Below are 15,580 nucleotides of genomic sequence, written 5' to 3' on the forward strand. Positions count from 1 at the left end.
TGAGCGGCCCGTTCCTGCCAATAGCCCGACGGACGCACAGTCCGCCGGGTTTTTTTACGCCTGTTCTTTGCGAAACGGGGTGCGGGCGTTCAGGTCATCCATGTAGTTGGCGGTGCCCGTGTCTTCGCGCTCCAGAAACCGCGCAATCGCATCGCTGAACTCGGGATGCGCTATCCAGTGCGCGCTGGTGGTTTTGACCGGCAGCAGGGCGCGCGCCATTTTGTGTTCGCCCTGCGCACCGCCCTCAAAGCGCTGGTAGCCCTTGGCAATACACCACTCCAGCGGCTGGTAGTAGCAGGCCTCAAAGTGCAGGCAGTCCACCCGTTCCAGCGCACCCCAGTAGCGGCCATAGGCCACGTTTTCCAGACCTGTCGCTGACGCCGGTTCGCCGCCCATGGCCGGGTAGCTGCCAATGGCAATCAGGCTGCTGGCAATCGGGCGGCCATCGCGTTCGGCCACAAACAGCAACCAGTTCTCCGGCATGGTGTGGGCCATGCGCTGGAAGAAGTCCGGGCTCAGATAGGGCGCATTGCCATGTTCCAGATAGGTACGCTCATAGCAGCTGTAGAAAAAGTCCCAGTCCCGCTGAGAGATGGCCGCGCCTTCGGCATGGCGAAAGGTGACGCCGGCATCGCTGACCTTGCGGCGTTCCTGGCGGATCTTCTTGCGCTTTTCCTGTGACAGGGAGGCCAGGAAGCTGTCAAAGTCCGCATAACCTTCGGCGCTGTTGTTCCAGTGGAACTGCACAGTGTGGCGCAGCATCAGCCCGGCCTGCTCACAGGCGGCGACATCCTCTTCTGCGCCGAACAGCAGGTGCAGCGAAGACAGATTCCATTGGCGGCTGGCCTCTACCATCGCTTGGACCAAGGTCAGCCGCGCCGTTGCGTCTCTGGCCAGCAAGCGGCTGCCCGGCACGGGCGTAAAGGGAACCGCTACGACGGCCTTGGGGTAGTAGGGCACGCGGTGCTGCTGGTAGGCGTTGGCCCACGCCCAGTCAAACACGTACTCACCCATGGAATGGTCTTTCACATAGAGCACGGCGGCACTGGCCAGTCCCGCATCATCATGCAAGGTGACAAAGCGGGGTTCCCAACCGGTGTCAGCGCAGGCGCTGCCACTGGCATGCAAGGCGCTCAGGTAAGCATGGCGCATGAAGGGCGTGGCATGGGACTGTGTTTGCAGCAAACCATCCCAGGCTTCTTGGTCGATTTCCAGAGGGGATGCATGGACCCGAATGACATAATCAACCATGGGCCCTCCGGGGCACTGCGGCTGCGCTTTGGGTGTGGCTTTTTACAAGGTTTGGCTGGTTCATGACTCTTAAACTGTGCGTAGCGCAACTCAACTTTTTCGTCGGTGATCTGGAGGGCAATGTCCGCAAAATTGTGGACGCTGCCAACCAGGCCTACGCAGAGGGCGCACGCCTGCTGCTGACACCTGAATTGTCCCTGTGCGGCTACGCGGCCGAAGACCTTTTTTTGCGCCCCGCCTTCATTCAGGCCTGTGATGATGCCCTGTTAAGGCTGGCCTCGCAGTTGGCCGGGTTAAAAGGCATGGCCGTGGTGGTCGGCCACCCCACGGGCGGCGACTCCCGCACCCGTTCGGTATCGACCCAATTGCGGCATAACGCGGCCAGCGTCCTGCGTGAGGGCCAGGTGGTGGCCCGCTATGCCAAGCGCGAGCTGCCCAATTACCAGGTATTTGACGAACGGCGCTATTTCAGTCCGGGCGAAGGCGTGTGCGTGTTCGAGGCGGGCGAGGGCGCAGACTGCGTGCGCGTGGGCTTGCTGATTTGCGAAGACGCCTGGTTTGAAGAGCCGGCCCGTTTGGCCAAAGAGTCGGGAGCCGAGTTGCTGGCAGTCATCAATGCGTCCCCCTTCCACATTGGCAAGGGCTATGAACGCGAAGCCGTCATGGCCCAGCGGGTGCAGTCCACCGGCTTGCCGCTGGTGTATGCCCACCTGGTGGGTGGACAGGATGAAGTGGTGTTTGAGGGCCATTCCTTTGCGCTGAATGCCGATGCCACGCTGGCCGGGCGGGCGCCCAGCTTTCGGGAAGACTTGTTTGCTCTGGAGTTGCAGCGCGCGCCCACAGGCTTGCAGCTCCAGGGCCCGGTGGAGCCGGTTCGCAGCCCTGAGGCTGACTTGTGGGATGCGCTGGTGCTGGGGGTGCGTGACTACGTTGGCAAGAATGGTTTTCCGGGCGTTCTGCTGGGCCTCTCCGGCGGCATTGACTCGGCCTTGGTACTGGCCGTTGCGGTGGACGCCCTGGGCGCTACCAAGGTTCGCACGGTGATGATGCCCTCGCCCTACACGGCCGACATCAGCTGGATCGATGCTCGCGAAATGGCCAGGCGCATGGGTGTGCGTTACGACGAGATATCCATCCTGCCAGAGTTCGAGGCCTTCAATGCTTCGCTTGCTTCCGAGTTTGCCGGATTGCCTCCGGACGCTACCGAAGAAAACATCCAGGCACGCATCCGCGGCACCTTGCTCATGGCCTTGAGCAACAAGTTCGGCAGCATTGTGCTGACCACCGGCAACAAATCAGAAATGGCCACCGGCTATTGCACCCTGTATGGTGATATGGCCGGGGGCTTTGCAGTGATCAAGGACCTGGCCAAGACCCAAGTCTTCAAGCTGGCGCGCTGGCGCAACGCCCATGACCCGTATGGCACAGGCCTGGAGCCCATACCGGAGCGCATCATCACCCGTCCGCCCAGCGCCGAACTGCGCCCGGACCAGACCGACCAGGACAGCCTGCCGCCCTACGAGGTGCTTGATGCCATTCTGGAGCGCTACATGGAGAACGATGAAAGCATTGACTCCTTGATTGCGGCCGGTTTCGCCAAGGAAGACGTTGAGAAAGTCACCCGGCTCATCAAGATCAACGAGTACAAACGCCGCCAGTCTCCGGTCGGCATTCGGGTAACCCACCGCAGCTTTGGCAAGGATTGGCGTTATCCTATAACCAACCGCTTTCGGGCCTGATTAATAGGGATTCGTGATGAAACAAATAACCGCCGTTGTAAAGCCATTCAAACTCGAAGAGGTGCGCGAGGCACTGGCCGATTGTGGCGTGACCGGTTTGACGGTTACCGAGGTCAAGGGCTTTGGCCGTCAAAAAGGCCACACTGAGCTGTACCGCGGTGCCGAATATGTCGTGGATTTTCTGCCCAAGGTGAAGGTCGAGGTGGTGGTCAAGACCGAAGACGTGGACCGCTGCGTGGATGCCATCGTCAAAGCCGCGCGAACCGGCAAGATTGGTGACGGCAAGATTTTTGTCACCAGCGTGGAGCGCGTGGTGCGTATCCGTACCGGTGAGCAGGACGAATCGGCAGTCTGAGGGGCTTTTAGGGCCCTTGAAAGCCCTGCCTAAATCTGATCCATTTGGGGTGCCTGTGACAGGCCCCCTGCCTGCACCAGTTCACTGAGCAATATGGCAGGGGAAGCGCCGGAACGCACCAAGCCCATTTGCCAGTCACCCATAAACTCGCTGGCAACTGCCTGAGCTAAAAAAGCCAGCATGCCGTCGTAGTAACCGGCAGTGTTGAGCAGTCCGATGGGTTTGTCGTGGTAGCCCAGTTGGCGCCAGGTCCACACTTCAAAGAGTTCTTCCAGGGTGCCTATGCCACCTGGCAACGCCAAAAAGGCGTCTGCGCGTTCGGCCATCATGCGCTTGCGCTCGTGCATGTTGTCCACAATGTGCAACTCGGTGCATCCATGGTGGGCCCACTCTTTTTCCACCAAAGCCTTGGGAATAATGCCCACAACCCGGCCACCTGCTGCCAGCGTGGCGTCGGCAACGATTCCCATCAGGCCGCCGCTGCCGCCGCCGTACACCAGCTGCCCACCATGGGCCGCAATCCACTGCCCAACGGCTACTGCAGCCTCGGCAAACAAGGGATTGGTACCCGGCTTGGAGCCGCAATACACGCAAATGGAAAAGGCTGGGGTGTTCATATCAGTCGTTGGTAGAGCGCTGCAAGCCAAACCCCAGAGCAAAAAACCAGGCTCAGCAAAACGGCGGCGCTGCCCATGTCCTTGGCTCGCTTGGAGAGGTGGTTCCATTCCGGTCCTATCCGGTCAATGGCGGTTTCTATGGCCGTGTTCAGCAGTTCAACCACCATCAATGCAATGACGCTTCCCGTGAGCAATGCAATTTCAGTCCAGTTGCGCCCCAACCAGAATGCCAAGGGCAGCAGCACCAGCGCCGCAATGGCTTCCTGTCTGAACGCTGTTTCACTCCAGCCTGCCCGCAGACCAGCGATTGAGTAACCGGTAGCGTGCCAGACCCTACTCAGGCCTTTGCGTTCTTTTTGGGGATTGACCGGTTCGGCGCTGTTGGGTGAAGGCATGGACGCGGTGTACTGGTTTAACGGCTGAGTGGCTGCGAGCTTACCAGCCGCGTTCCCGCCCAAACGTCATGCCAGAACTGGCCCTGCGGCTGAAACCGGCTGAGCACGGCCCAAACCGCAATCCAGCCGACAACAATGACTACGACTTCTGCACCATTGAGTCCAAAGGGCGTGACCGCCAGCAACGGAGGAATAAACCAGACCCAGCTCAAAACATAGCGTCCCAGTGCGCGGGCTTGGCTGATGGCTTTTCCTTGCCGGTCCACCAAACGGATATTCCAGGTTTTCATTGCCAATGTCTGGCCCTTGGCCCAAAACCAGACGAAGTAAATGCCGAAGATGACAAATAGAAACGCCTGCAGAGCATTGCGATTGTCCAAGGCATTGCGAGTCTGGCTCAGCGTACCGAAGAGGTAGCCGGAAATAAACACCACACCGAACAGCAAAATGCCTTCGTATGCCCAACAAGCCATACGGCGCCAGAGTCCAGGAGCCATCAGGGTTTGGGTGGCGTTGAAGCAGACGACGGGCCAGGCGCACTGGCGGGCAACTGCGGCAGAAGTGTGCTTCGGTTGATGGGCCTCTGCAGCACAGCAGCGGCGCGCTCCTGCTCAGGCGTGTGCCGCGTGACGGGAACTGCAGTCAATTTGTCAGGTGGGACGGGCTTCACGGCAACGGCTGCACCGACAAGTTTGGACTTGCCACCCTGAGCCAGCTTTTCACGCTCCTCAGGGCTAAGTGCCTGATAAGACTCCCAGTTCGCAGCACGGTCCGACTTGGCAATGCTTTTGGACTGCGCAAAGTTCAGGCGAGCCGCTTCACGGTCCTTGGGAGACAGTGCTGCCCATTCAACCATTCGGCTATGCAGTTTTTCCTGCTCGGGCTGCGCCAAATTGGGGTAAGACTCTGACAGTGCTAGCCATTTGCGCCGCTGACCTTCGCTCAAACTGTTCCAGGACTTTTCCAAAGGCGCCAAGGAGGCCTTTTGCTTTGTCGTGAGCGACAGCCAGGTGTCACTGGGGGCGACAGAAGGAATTGTCTTGGGTGCGCTGGGAACTGCTGGGACTTGTGCCGTCTGCGCACTAGCGCCACAGGCAATAGCTGTCACCACAAAACCCGACACGCAAAGGCTTAAGCCATTGGTGCGAAGGCTGTTAACTTTTTTCAAACTTGCCCTTGAGTGCATGAACGAGGAATTACTGATGAACTTGATTAATGCGAAGGTACTGCGCAAACCCTGGGTCTGTAAAGGCAGAAGGAGGCAGGTCGTCTGTCAGTAATTCGGCATCTACTTCTGCCAGTTCTCTGCTGCGGTCATCGTCCTGTAGCACTGCAATGGAAATCAGGCCAGCAACCAAGGCCAGCAATGGGAGCAGGGATGCGATGCGATTGAACCATCCGCCATCGGAATCACCGGATTGCATGGCGGCCTCGCCACCAGAAAATGCCACAGAGCTTGCACTGACAGCTTGGACACTCACTATTTTGCGTTTGGCAACCGCTTGGGCACGGGCGGCCTTGAGTCGCTCGGAAATGTCATGGGGCATGCTCTCCACGCCTTCGGAGAGACGTAGCGAGACGGCCTTTCCCAAGGCATCGGCGCGGACCTGAAACAGGTTGTCTTCGTGCGTATTCATAATTTAATCCCCTTAGCCCTCAATGCCTTGCTTAGCGCTGCGACTGCTCGCGAGCAGTGCGTTTTCACGCTGCCTTGTGAGCAGCCCATCGCCGCAGCGGTTTCTGCCACGTCCATCTCTTCCCAGTAACGCATCAGGAAGGCTTCCCGTTGACGCCCTGGAAGCTGCTGAATCTCCGTTTCAATACCCCGCAAGGTCTGTGCCCGGTCGGTGATGCTTTCGGCGCTTTCCCCCAGGTCAGAGCCGGATGAGGCGTCCAGGGCTTCCAGCAGGTTGAAGTCTTCGTCTTCATTGGAAGATTCGAAGTCACTCATGTTCGAAAACAGGGCGTTCTGCACCTTTTGGCGGCGGAACCAGTCGAGTGTGCAGTTCGACAGGATGCGCTGGAACAGCATGGGCAGCTCTTCCACAGGCTTGTGCCCGTAGTGTTCAGACAACTTCATCATGCTGTCCTGCACGATGTCCAGTGCCGACTCCTGGTTGCGGACGTGGTAAACCGAACGTTTGAATGCGCGCTTCTCTACGCTTTTCAGAAATTCTGTGAGTTCGGATTCAGAAGCCAAGACAGGGAAGTCCGCAGGAAAAAGAAACATTATCTCATTCGTGGTGCAGAAATTTCGGTGCATGTCGGCAATTTCACCCGGACGATGCCATAATCCGCGTTGCTCATCAAAAGGCAAACGGGTCCCGGTCCGGCGCGTTATTCACTGCGCTCATGTCCTGGTCCTTAAGTCCTGACGCGACGCCACAAGTGTTTGCGAAGGGGCACCCAAGGTTTTTCGTTAGAGAAATTCACAAAGGTTCATCATGGAAATATCCAAAGCTGAAATCGCTTCAGCGGCAACTGCCGCACAAAAATCCGGCTCGATTGCAGAACTTCGCGGTGCGGAGATTCTGGTCAAGGCTTTGCAGGCCGAAAACGTCAAATACATCTGGGGTTACCCCGGTGGCGCTGTCCTGCACATTTACGACGCCTTCTTCAAACAAGACACCATTCAGCACGTGTTGGTACGCCATGAACAGGCAGCTGTCCATGCGGCTGATGGCTATGCGCGCGCCACGGGCGATGTGGGTGTGGCCCTGGTCACCTCCGGCCCCGGTGTCACCAATGCGGTGACCGGCATCGCCACGGCCTATATGGACAGTATCCCGATGGTCATCATCAGTGGTCAGGTGCCCACGCACGCCATTGGTATGGATGCCTTCCAGGAGTGCGATGCTGTGGGCATTACCCGCCCCATCGTCAAGCACAATTTCCTGGTCAAGGACGCCAAAGATCTGGCCGACACCCTTAAGAAAGCGTTCCACATTGCCCGCAGCGGCCGTCCCGGCCCGGTGCTGGTGGACATCCCCAAGGACGTGTCCTTCAAGAAGGTGCCTTACGCAGGCTACCCCAGCACGGTGGAAATGCGTTCCTACAACCCGGTGCGCAAGGGCCACGGCGGACAAATCCGCAAGGCCTTGCAGTTGCTGCTGGCGGCCAAGCGCCCCTACATCTACACCGGTGGCGGCGTGCTGCTGAGCAACGCCTCGGCTGAGCTGCGCACCTTGGTGGATATGCTGGGCTACCCCTGCACCAACACCCTGATGGGCCTGGGTGCCTACCCTGCGAGCGACCGCAAGTTCCTGGGCATGCTGGGCATGCACGGCACGGTGGAAGCCAACAACGCCATGCAGAACTGCGATGTGCTGCTGGCTGTGGGTGCCCGTTTTGATGACCGCGTGATTGGCAACCCCAAGCACTTTGCGCAAAACGAACGCAAGATCATCCACATCGACATTGACCCCTCCAGCATCTCCAAGCGCGTGAAGGTGGACATCCCCATCGTGGGCGACGTGAAAGATGTGCTGACCGAGATGATCGCCATGATCAAGGAAAGCGCCACCCGACCCGACGCGGATGCGCTGGGCAATTGGTGGGAAACCATCGAAGGCTGGCGCAAGAAAGATTGCCTGAAGTATGACCATGGCAAGGGCGATGTCATCAAGCCCCAGATGGTCGTGGAAACCCTGTGGAACATGACCAAGGATGCCGATACCTACATCACCTCCGATGTGGGCCAGCACCAGATGTGGGCTGCGCAGTACTACCGCTTTGACGAGCCCCGCCGCTGGATCAACTCCGGTGGCCTGGGCACCATGGGCGTGGGCATTCCCTACGCCATGGGCATCAAGCTGGCCAAGCCGGACAGCGAGGTGTTCTGTATCACCGGTGAAGGCTCGGTGCAGATGTGCATCCAGGAGCTCTCCACCTGCCTGCAGTACAACACGCCGATCAAGATCTGCTCGCTCAACAACCGCTACCTGGGCATGGTGCGCCAGTGGCAGCAGTTGGAGTACGAAGGCCGCTACAGCCACAGCTACATGGACGCGTTGCCCGACTTTGTGAAACTGGCCGAGGCCTATGGCCATGTGGGCATGCTGATCGAGCGCCCGGAAGATGTGGAGCCCGCCCTGCGCGAAGCCCGCCGCTTGAAGGACCGCACGGTGTTCATGGACTTCCGCACCGACCCCACCGAGAACGTGTTCCCGATGGTCAAGGCCGGCATGGGCATTACCGAAATGTTGCTCGGGTCGGAAGACCTGTAAGCCGCCACTTCTATCAACTTAACCAACTGACGAATCTATTGCCCGCCAAGCCCTGACGTTACCGCGGCAGGGGGAGGGCGGCGAAAAGAGGAGTTCATTCTTATGAAACACATCATTGCAGTTTTGCTGGAGAACGAGCCCGGTGCGCTTTCGCGCGTGGTGGGATTGTTCTCGGCACGGGGTTACAACATTGAGTCGCTTACCGTGGCTCCTACCGAAGACCCCAGTCTGTCGCGCATGACCATCCAGACAGCTGGTTCGGAAGACGTGATTGAGCAGATCACCAAGCACCTGAACCGCCTGATCGAGGTGGTCAAGGTGGTGGACCTGACCGAAGGCGCCTACATCGAGCGCGAGCTTATGATGGTCAAGGTCCGCGCGGTGGGCAAGGAGCGCGAGGAAATGAAACGCATGGCCGACATTTTCCGGGGACGCATTATTGACGTCACGGAGAAGAGCTACACCATCGAACTCACGGGCGACCAGTCCAAGAACGATGCGTTTCTGGACGCCATTGAGCGTTCAGCCATTTTGGAAACCGTGCGCACAGGCTCCAGCGGAGTCGGTCGCGGCGAGCGCATTTTGCGCGTTTAACTTTTTACAACGGAGAGATGACATGAAGGTTTTTTACGACAAGGACTGCGATCTGAGCCTCATCAAGGGCAAAACGGTTGCCATCATTGGCTACGGCAGCCAGGGCCATGCCCACGCACAGAACTTGAACGACAGCGGCGTGAAGGTTGTGGTCGGTCTGCGCAAGGGCGGCGCTTCCTGGGACAAGGTTGCCAAGGCTGGCCTGCAGGTTGCTGAAGTCAACGAAGCAGTTGCCTCGGCTGATGTGGTCATGATTTTGTTGCCCGACGAAAACATCGCCGGTGTCTACAAAGAGATCGAGTCGTCGCTGAAGCAGGGCGCGTCCCTGGCGTTTGCCCACGGCTTCAACGTGCACTACAACCAGGTCGTGCCCCGCGCCGATCTGGACGTGTGGATGGTGGCGCCCAAGGCCCCTGGCCACACTGTGCGCAATACCTACACCCAGGGTGGCGGCGTGCCCCACCTGGTGGCTGTGCACCAGGACAAGTCCGGCAAGGCCCGTGACCTGGCCCTGTCGTACGCCATGGCCAATGGTGGCGGCAAGGCCGGCATCATCGAGACCAACTTCAAGGAAGAGACCGAGACCGACCTGTTCGGCGAGCAAGCTGTTCTGTGCGGCGGCGCGGTGGAACTGGTGAAGATGGGTTACGAGACCCTGGTGGAAGCCGGCTATGCGCCCGAGATGGCTTACTTCGAATGCCTGCACGAACTGAAATTGATCGTGGACCTGATCTATGAAGGCGGCATCGCCAACATGAACTACTCCATCTCCAACAACGCCGAATACGGCGAGTACGTGACCGGCCCCGAAGTCATTAACGCCCAAAGCCGTGAAGCCATGCGCAACGCCTTGAAGCGCATTCAGACCGGTGAGTACGCCAAGATGTTCATTCTGGAAGGCCGCACCGGCTACCCCAGCATGACGGCCCGCCGTCGCCTGACAGCTGAGCACCAGATCGAAGTAGTGGGTGCCAAACTGCGCGCCATGATGCCCTGGATTGCCAAGAACAAGCTGGTCGACCAGACCCGCAACTAAGCATTGCTGCTTTCTGAAAAAGGCCACTTCGGTGGCCTTTTTTTATGCTGGCGGGTGGAGCTGTGTGGGGCCTGCGACAATCGGCCCGTGGCTTACACTCGGTCACCGGGTAGCGGCCAGCGAAGCGCACCTGTTTTTTTGTTGCTTGTTGGACAAAGGTCAGGAAAATTTATGCAAGATGGAAGCGATTCCTCCGCTCAAGACGGCGATGCCGTGGTCGTGCGCAAGCCGCCGCGCAAGGGCATCTACATTCTCCCCAACCTGTTTACCCTGGCTGCCTTGTTTGGTGGCTTTTATGCCATCGTCATGGCCATTGATGGCCGCTTTGACCTGGCCGCAGTGGGCGTGTTTTGCGCCATGGTGCTCGACAGCCTGGATGGCCGCGTGGCCCGCATGACCAACACCCAGAGTGCCTTTGGCGAGCAGATGGATTCGCTCTCCGACATGGTGTCCTTTGGTGCGGCACCGGCCCTGATCTCCTATGTATGGTCCCTGCACAGCCTGGGCCGCTGGGGTTGGTTTGCAGCTTTTGTGTACTGCTCCTGCGCTGCCCTGCGTCTGGCACGTTTCAACGTGAACACGGCCGTGGTGGACAAGCGCTATTTTCAGGGATTGCCCTCGCCCGCGGCAGCGGCCCTGGTGGCCGGTTTCATCTGGTTGGCCAATGACCTGGGCTTTAAAGGATCGGAACTTACTTGGCCCACTTTTGTGGTGGCTCTGTATGCCGGTTTGACCATGGTCACCAACGTGCCGTTCTACAGTTTCAAGGACGTCAGCATGAAGCGCAGCGTGCCCTTTGTGGTGATCGTGGCCATCGCCTTGGTGATTGCTATTGTCAACATCGATCCACCCAAAATCATTTTTGGCCTGTTTGTGCTCTACGGCCTGAGCGGTTACTGCGTCTATGGTTGGCGCAAGTGGCGTGGCCTGCAGACGAGTGTGATCAGCACTTCCACCGACGAGCCCGACGAACGCGGCCTGCATTGAATCCGGAGAGCGCGACATGACCGACAAACTGATTATTTTTGACACCACTTTGCGCGACGGCGAGCAGTCGCCCGGTGCCTCCATGACGCGCGACGAGAAGCTGCGCATTGCGCGCCAGCTGGAGCGCCTGAAGGTGGACGTGATCGAGGCCGGCTTTGCTGCCAGCTCCAACGGCGACTTCGAAGCCGTGCAGCTGATTGCCAACACCATCAAGGACTCCACTATCTGCTCCTTGTCACGTGCCAATGACAAGGACATTGCCCGCGCGGCCGAGGCCTTGAAGGGCGCCAATCGCGCCCGCATCCACACCTTTATTGCCACCTCTGCGCTGCACATGGAAAAGAAGCTGCGCATGAGCCCCGACCAGGTGTTCGAGCAGGCCAAGCAGGCCGTGCGCTTTGCCCGCAACCTGGTGGAAGATATCGAGTTCAGCCCTGAAGACGGTTACCGCAGCGACCCGGACTTTCTGTGCCGGGTGCTCGAAGCCGTGATCAACGAGGGCGCCACCACCATCAACGTGCCAGACACCGTGGGCTATGCCATACCCGAGCTGTACGGCAACTTCCTGCTGGATCTGCGCACCCGCATTCCGAACTCCGACAAGGCGATCTGGTCGGTGCACTGCCATAACGACCTGGGTATGGCCGTGGCCAACTCCCTGGCCGGCGTGAAGATCGGTGGCGCACGCCAGGTGGAGTGCACCATCAACGGCCTGGGCGAGCGCGCGGGTAACTGCAGCCTGGAAGAAATTGTGATGGCGGTGAAAACCCGCCGCGACTACTTCAATCTGGAACTGGGCATAGACACCCGCCACATCCTGGCTGCCAGTCGCATGGTCAGCCAGACCACCGGCTTTGTGGTGCAGCCCAACAAGGCGGTGGTGGGGGCCAATGCCTTTGCCCATGCCTCGGGCATCCACCAGGACGGCGTGCTCAAGGCGCGCGACACCTACGAGATCATGCGCGCCGAGGATGTGGGCTGGACCGCCAACAAAATTGTGCTGGGCAAGCTCAGCGGCCGCAACGCCTTCAAGCAGCGCCTTCAGGAGCTTGGCGTGCAGATGGAAAGCGAAGCCGAAATCAACGCTGCCTTCACCCGTTTCAAGGAACTGGCTGACCGCAAGAGCGAAATCTTCGACGAAGACATCCTGGCATTGGTCAGCGAAGAAACCGTTTTGCACGACAAGGAGCAGTACGCCTTTGTCTCGCTGTCCCAGCACAGCGAAACTGGTGAGCGGCCAGAGGCCAGCATCGTGTTTACTGTGGATGGCAAAGAAGTCAAGGGCCAGTCGGAGGGCAATGGCCCGGTGGACGCTTCACTCAAGGCCATTGAGTCGCATGTGAAAAGCGGTGCCGAAATGGTGTTGTATTCGGTCAACGCCATCAGCGGTTCCACCGAAAGCCAAGGCGAAGTGACGGTGCGCCTGCAGAACAGCGGCCGGGTGGTGAACGGCGTGGGGGCCGATCCTGACATCGTTGTTGCTTCGGCCAAAGCCTACTTGAGCGCGCTCAACAAGTTGCAAAGCAAAGCAGACCGCGTGGCAGCACAGGGTTGAGGCGCAGGGAGGGGGAGTTTCTTTAGGTTTCTTGCGCAAGTACTTGATCTTGCGGGACTTTCCTGATTACACTTATACCCATCAGCCTGCGAACTGCCGGGTTTTGGCTCCAACTTGCCCCGCTGAATGATTGGATAACACAGTGAATAAACATAAATCGCGAACAGGTTTGTTGCTTTTGGCTGCTTGGATCTTGGTGGCGCCCATGACTGCACATGCCATGAAGCGAGCTGAAAGCTCCAAGCAGCCCGTTAAAAAGCAGGTGGTACGCCATGCGGCGCGCAAAGCCGTAGCGGTTGTCGCAGCACAACCGTCTTTTGGACAACTTGCTGGCTTGCATGGCGAGCATGATTCTTTGCAACTCAAGTCCAGTGTGGCCCTGGTCATGGACCAGGACACCAAGGAGGTGTTGTTCAGCAAGAATGAACAGGCAGTGCTGCCGATTGCCTCGATCACCAAGCTGATGACGGGTTTGCTGGTCAGCGAAGCCCATCTGCCGTCCGATGAAACCATCACCATTACCCAGGATGATGTTGACACCGAGAAGGGCAGCTCGTCCCGTCTGGCTGTGGGCACCGAACTCAGCCGTGGTGAGCTGCTGCATCTGGCCCTGATGTCCAGCGAAAACCGCGCAGCCCATGCACTCGGACGCACTTACCCCGGCGGTCTGTCGCACTTTGTGCAGCGTATGAACATGCGCGCAAAGACCTTGGGCATGAATGACACGGTATATGCAGAGCCCACCGGTTTGTCCAGCAAAAACCAGTCCAGCGCACGTGATCTGGCGACCCTGGTGAACTTTGCCTATGGCGACCCGCAACTGCGTGAACTCTCCACCTCCACCGGCTACCAGGTTGAAGTGGGCCGCCGTACCCTGCAGTACAACAACACCAACCGCTTGGTGAAGAACCCGGCGTGGGACATTGGTATCCAGAAGACCGGCTACATCACCGAAGCCGGGCAGTGCCTGGTCATGCAGGCCAAGGTGGCTGGTCGCAAGCTGATCATGGTGTTCCTGGATTCAGCTGGCAAGCTCAGCCGCATTGCGGACGCCGAGCGTGTTCGCCACTGGGTTGAGAACAATCCGTTGCTGAGCCGCAAGGCCGGTTCACCTTTGGCTGCCCACATCCCCGAGCAGCGCATCGTCTCAAACTAGATTGGCGGGCCAATGTCCTGCAACCCCGCGCTGGGCCGCCCCGAGCGGGGTTAGCCCCCTGAGGGGGCAGAGAGCCACACGCAGTGGGCGAACGTGGGGGCAGCTAATTCAGCGCGCGCCGTTTGCTTTGTGGCCCAGGGCTTCAGAAATATTGCGCGCCGTGTCCTTGAGTTTGGGCAGCCATTCGTCTTCCAGGCGGCCTGACGGTGCCGAGATCGACAGACCGGCTACCAGCTTGTTCTGGTCATCGTAAATGCCTGCTGCCATGCAGCGAACGCCCAATTCCAACTCTTCGTTGTCGCCAGCCTGGCCGTATTGCCGCACCTTGCTGAGTTCACGCTCCAGGGCCTCCAGCGAGGTGATGCTGTTCTTGGTGTGACCCTGCAATCCGGTGCGGGTGGCATAGGCGCGTATGCGCTGGGGGTCGTCGGCTGCCAGAAACAATTTGCCCACACTGGTCAGGTGCAGAGGCGCGTGGCCCCCAATGGCTCGCACCACCTGCATGCCGGAGCGCTCGCTGTAGGCACGCTCCACGTACACGATTTCATCCCCCTGGCGCATGCTCAGGTTCACGGGCTGCTGGATTTGCTTGTGCAATTCACGCATGGGCAGCAGGGCCGCGTCACGCACATTGAGTCTGCCTTTGACCAGGTTGCCCAGTTCAAGCAGACGCATGCCCAAGCGGTAGCTGCCTGGCTGCGGGCGGTCCACAAAGCGTCCGGTGGCCAGGTCGTTCAGGATGCGGTGCGCCGTGGAGGGGTGCAGGCCAGCCTTCTCGCTGATTTCTTTTAACGAGACAGCTTCTTCGCGTGATGCCAGTACGTCTATCAGGGTGAACATGCGCTCCAGCACTTGCACAGCCGGTACGCTGGGTAGATCGGGGTCTTTTTTTGCCATGCTGAAGTATCAGGCCAAATCGCTTTACGGCTTTTGGTGAATTTGCCACTTTCCATCCGTCAGGATTTCGCAGGGTTCGAAGCGGATTTTGTAGTGCATTTTCGGGCTGCCATCGATCCAGTAACCCAAGTAGACGAAGCCCAATCCGAGGTTTTTGGCTTGCTGGATTTGCCACAGCACGTTGAAGGTGCCGTAGCTGGCGTGGTCAACGGGTTCGTAGAAGGTGTAGACGGCCGAGAGTCCATCATCGAGCACATCCAGTATCGAGACCATCTTCAGTGTGCCCGGACTGCCGTCTGCGTGCACTTCGCGGAATTCGACCAGGCGCGAGTTCACCCGGCTCTGCAGCAGGAACTGGGTGTATTGGTCCACACTGTCTTCATCCATGCCGCCACCCGCGTGGCGGCTGTTCTGGTAGCGCAGGTACAAGGCGTAATGCTCTTCCTCAAACCCCAATTTCAGCACCCGCACAGCCAGGTGCGCATGTTGTGACCAGGCACGGCGCTGGCTGCGTGTGGGTTGAAAGTCTTGCACAGGCACACGCAGTGGCGTGCACGCTTGGCAGCCCTCGCAGTAAGGGCGGTAGGTGAAAAGTCCGCTACGGCGAAAACCGCGACCCACCAGCTCGGAATATGTGGCGTTGTTGATCAGGTGGCTGGGGGTGGCCACTTGGGAGCGCGCCATGCGCTCCGGCAGGTAGCTGCAGGCATATGGCGCCGTTGCATAAAACTGCAGGATTTGGAGCGGAAGGTCTTTGAGATCTGTCACAGGG

At 59.0% G+C, this 15,580-nt stretch carries 17 protein-coding genes; 8 read left to right on the forward strand and 9 right to left on the reverse strand.

The annotated features are described in order from the left end of the window. Window positions 1–54: 54 nt before the first annotated feature. The gene (locus DIC66_RS10935) at window positions 55–1,251 is read right to left on the reverse strand and encodes a GNAT family N-acetyltransferase (RefSeq protein WP_117177032.1); all 1,197 of its coding nucleotides are present in this window, start codon (window positions 1,249–1,251) and stop codon (window positions 55–57) included. Between the two features lie 62 nt (window positions 1,252–1,313). Between DIC66_RS10935 and DIC66_RS10940 the strand changes: the two genes are divergently transcribed. After that, window positions 1,314–2,990 (forward strand): NAD+ synthase, encoded by a 1,677-nt coding sequence (locus DIC66_RS10940; protein WP_117177034.1) that lies wholly within the window; start codon window positions 1,314–1,316, stop codon window positions 2,988–2,990. Window positions 2,991–3,006: 16 nt separating this feature from the next. Beyond that, window positions 3,007–3,345, forward strand: coding sequence for a P-II family nitrogen regulator (locus DIC66_RS10945; protein WP_117177036.1), 339 nt, complete (start codon window positions 3,007–3,009; stop codon window positions 3,343–3,345). 29 nt (window positions 3,346–3,374) lie between these two features. Here DIC66_RS10945 and DIC66_RS10950 read toward each other — a convergent pair whose 3' ends face one another. Genes DIC66_RS10950 through DIC66_RS10975 form a run of 6 tightly spaced genes read right to left on the reverse strand, consistent with a single transcriptional unit; the run spans window position 3,375 to window position 6,557 of the window. Beyond that, the gene (locus DIC66_RS10950) at window positions 3,375–3,962 is read right to left on the reverse strand and encodes an LOG family protein (RefSeq protein ID WP_117177038.1); all 588 of its coding nucleotides are present in this window, start codon (window positions 3,960–3,962) and stop codon (window positions 3,375–3,377) included. Continuing rightward, the gene (locus DIC66_RS10955) at window positions 3,959–4,357 is read right to left on the reverse strand and encodes a diacylglycerol kinase (RefSeq protein ID WP_117177040.1); all 399 of its coding nucleotides are present in this window, start codon (window positions 4,355–4,357) and stop codon (window positions 3,959–3,961) included. Before DIC66_RS10955 ends, DIC66_RS10950 begins: the two co-directional genes overlap by 4 nt. A gap of 17 nt (window positions 4,358–4,374) precedes the next feature. Then, complete coding sequence (locus tag DIC66_RS10960; protein ID WP_117177042.1) at window positions 4,375–4,854, reverse strand: RDD family protein; 480 nt, start codon at window positions 4,852–4,854, stop codon at window positions 4,375–4,377. Then, the gene (locus DIC66_RS10965) at window positions 4,854–5,591 is read right to left on the reverse strand and encodes a DUF3106 domain-containing protein (RefSeq protein ID WP_147321287.1); all 738 of its coding nucleotides are present in this window, start codon (window positions 5,589–5,591) and stop codon (window positions 4,854–4,856) included. The genes DIC66_RS10960 and DIC66_RS10965 overlap by 1 nt, the downstream gene beginning before the upstream one ends. Continuing rightward, window positions 5,554–5,994: a DUF3619 family protein gene (locus DIC66_RS10970; protein ID WP_117177046.1), complete on the reverse strand. Its 441-nt coding sequence runs from the start codon at window positions 5,992–5,994 to the stop codon at window positions 5,554–5,556. The genes DIC66_RS10965 and DIC66_RS10970 overlap by 38 nt, the downstream gene beginning before the upstream one ends. After that, window positions 5,991–6,557, reverse strand: a complete 567-nt coding sequence (locus DIC66_RS10975) for an RNA polymerase sigma factor (RefSeq protein WP_117177221.1) — start codon at window positions 6,555–6,557, stop codon at window positions 5,991–5,993. The genes DIC66_RS10970 and DIC66_RS10975 overlap by 4 nt, the downstream gene beginning before the upstream one ends. 244 nt (window positions 6,558–6,801) lie before the next feature. On the opposite strand from DIC66_RS10975, the gene DIC66_RS10980 reads away from it, so the two are divergent. The 6 genes from DIC66_RS10980 to DIC66_RS11005 all read left to right on the forward strand — a co-directional run bounded on the left by DIC66_RS10980 (window position 6,802) and on the right by DIC66_RS11005 (window position 13,911). After that, complete coding sequence (locus DIC66_RS10980) at window positions 6,802–8,583, forward strand: acetolactate synthase 3 catalytic subunit (protein ID WP_117177048.1); 1,782 nt, start codon at window positions 6,802–6,804, stop codon at window positions 8,581–8,583. Window positions 8,584–8,685: 102 nt separating this feature from the next. Continuing rightward, window positions 8,686–9,177 (forward strand): acetolactate synthase small subunit, encoded by a 492-nt coding sequence (gene ilvN, locus DIC66_RS10985; RefSeq protein WP_117177050.1) that lies wholly within the window; start codon window positions 8,686–8,688, stop codon window positions 9,175–9,177. A gap of 22 nt (window positions 9,178–9,199) precedes the next feature. Beyond that, window positions 9,200–10,213, forward strand: a complete 1,014-nt coding sequence (gene ilvC / locus DIC66_RS10990; RefSeq protein WP_117177052.1) for a ketol-acid reductoisomerase — start codon at window positions 9,200–9,202, stop codon at window positions 10,211–10,213. 171 nt (window positions 10,214–10,384) lie between these two features. Continuing rightward, window positions 10,385–11,200: a CDP-diacylglycerol--serine O-phosphatidyltransferase gene (gene pssA / locus DIC66_RS10995; RefSeq protein WP_117177054.1), complete on the forward strand. Its 816-nt coding sequence runs from the start codon at window positions 10,385–10,387 to the stop codon at window positions 11,198–11,200. A 16-nt stretch (window positions 11,201–11,216) separates the two neighbouring features. Continuing rightward, window positions 11,217–12,755, forward strand: a complete 1,539-nt coding sequence (locus tag DIC66_RS11000; RefSeq protein ID WP_117177056.1) for a 2-isopropylmalate synthase — start codon at window positions 11,217–11,219, stop codon at window positions 12,753–12,755. Window positions 12,756–12,960: 205 nt separating this feature from the next. Continuing rightward, complete coding sequence (locus DIC66_RS11005; RefSeq protein ID WP_117177223.1) at window positions 12,961–13,911, forward strand: D-alanyl-D-alanine carboxypeptidase family protein; 951 nt, start codon at window positions 12,961–12,963, stop codon at window positions 13,909–13,911. Between the two features lie 108 nt (window positions 13,912–14,019). On the opposite strand, the gene DIC66_RS11010 is transcribed toward DIC66_RS11005, so the two are convergent. After that, window positions 14,020–14,808: an IclR family transcriptional regulator gene (locus DIC66_RS11010; protein WP_117177058.1), complete on the reverse strand. Its 789-nt coding sequence runs from the start codon at window positions 14,806–14,808 to the stop codon at window positions 14,020–14,022. Window positions 14,809–14,832: 24 nt separating this feature from the next. Continuing rightward, window positions 14,833–15,576 carry an arginyltransferase gene (locus tag DIC66_RS11015; protein ID WP_117177060.1) on the reverse strand — a complete coding sequence of 248 codons (744 nt, stop codon included), beginning with the start codon at window positions 15,574–15,576 and terminating at the stop codon, window positions 14,833–14,835. Window positions 15,577–15,580: the final 4 nt, after the last annotated feature.

The sequence above is a fragment of the Rhodoferax lacus genome, from assembly GCF_003415675.1.
Classification (GTDB): Bacteria; Pseudomonadota; Gammaproteobacteria; order Burkholderiales; family Burkholderiaceae_C; genus Allorhodoferax; species Allorhodoferax lacus.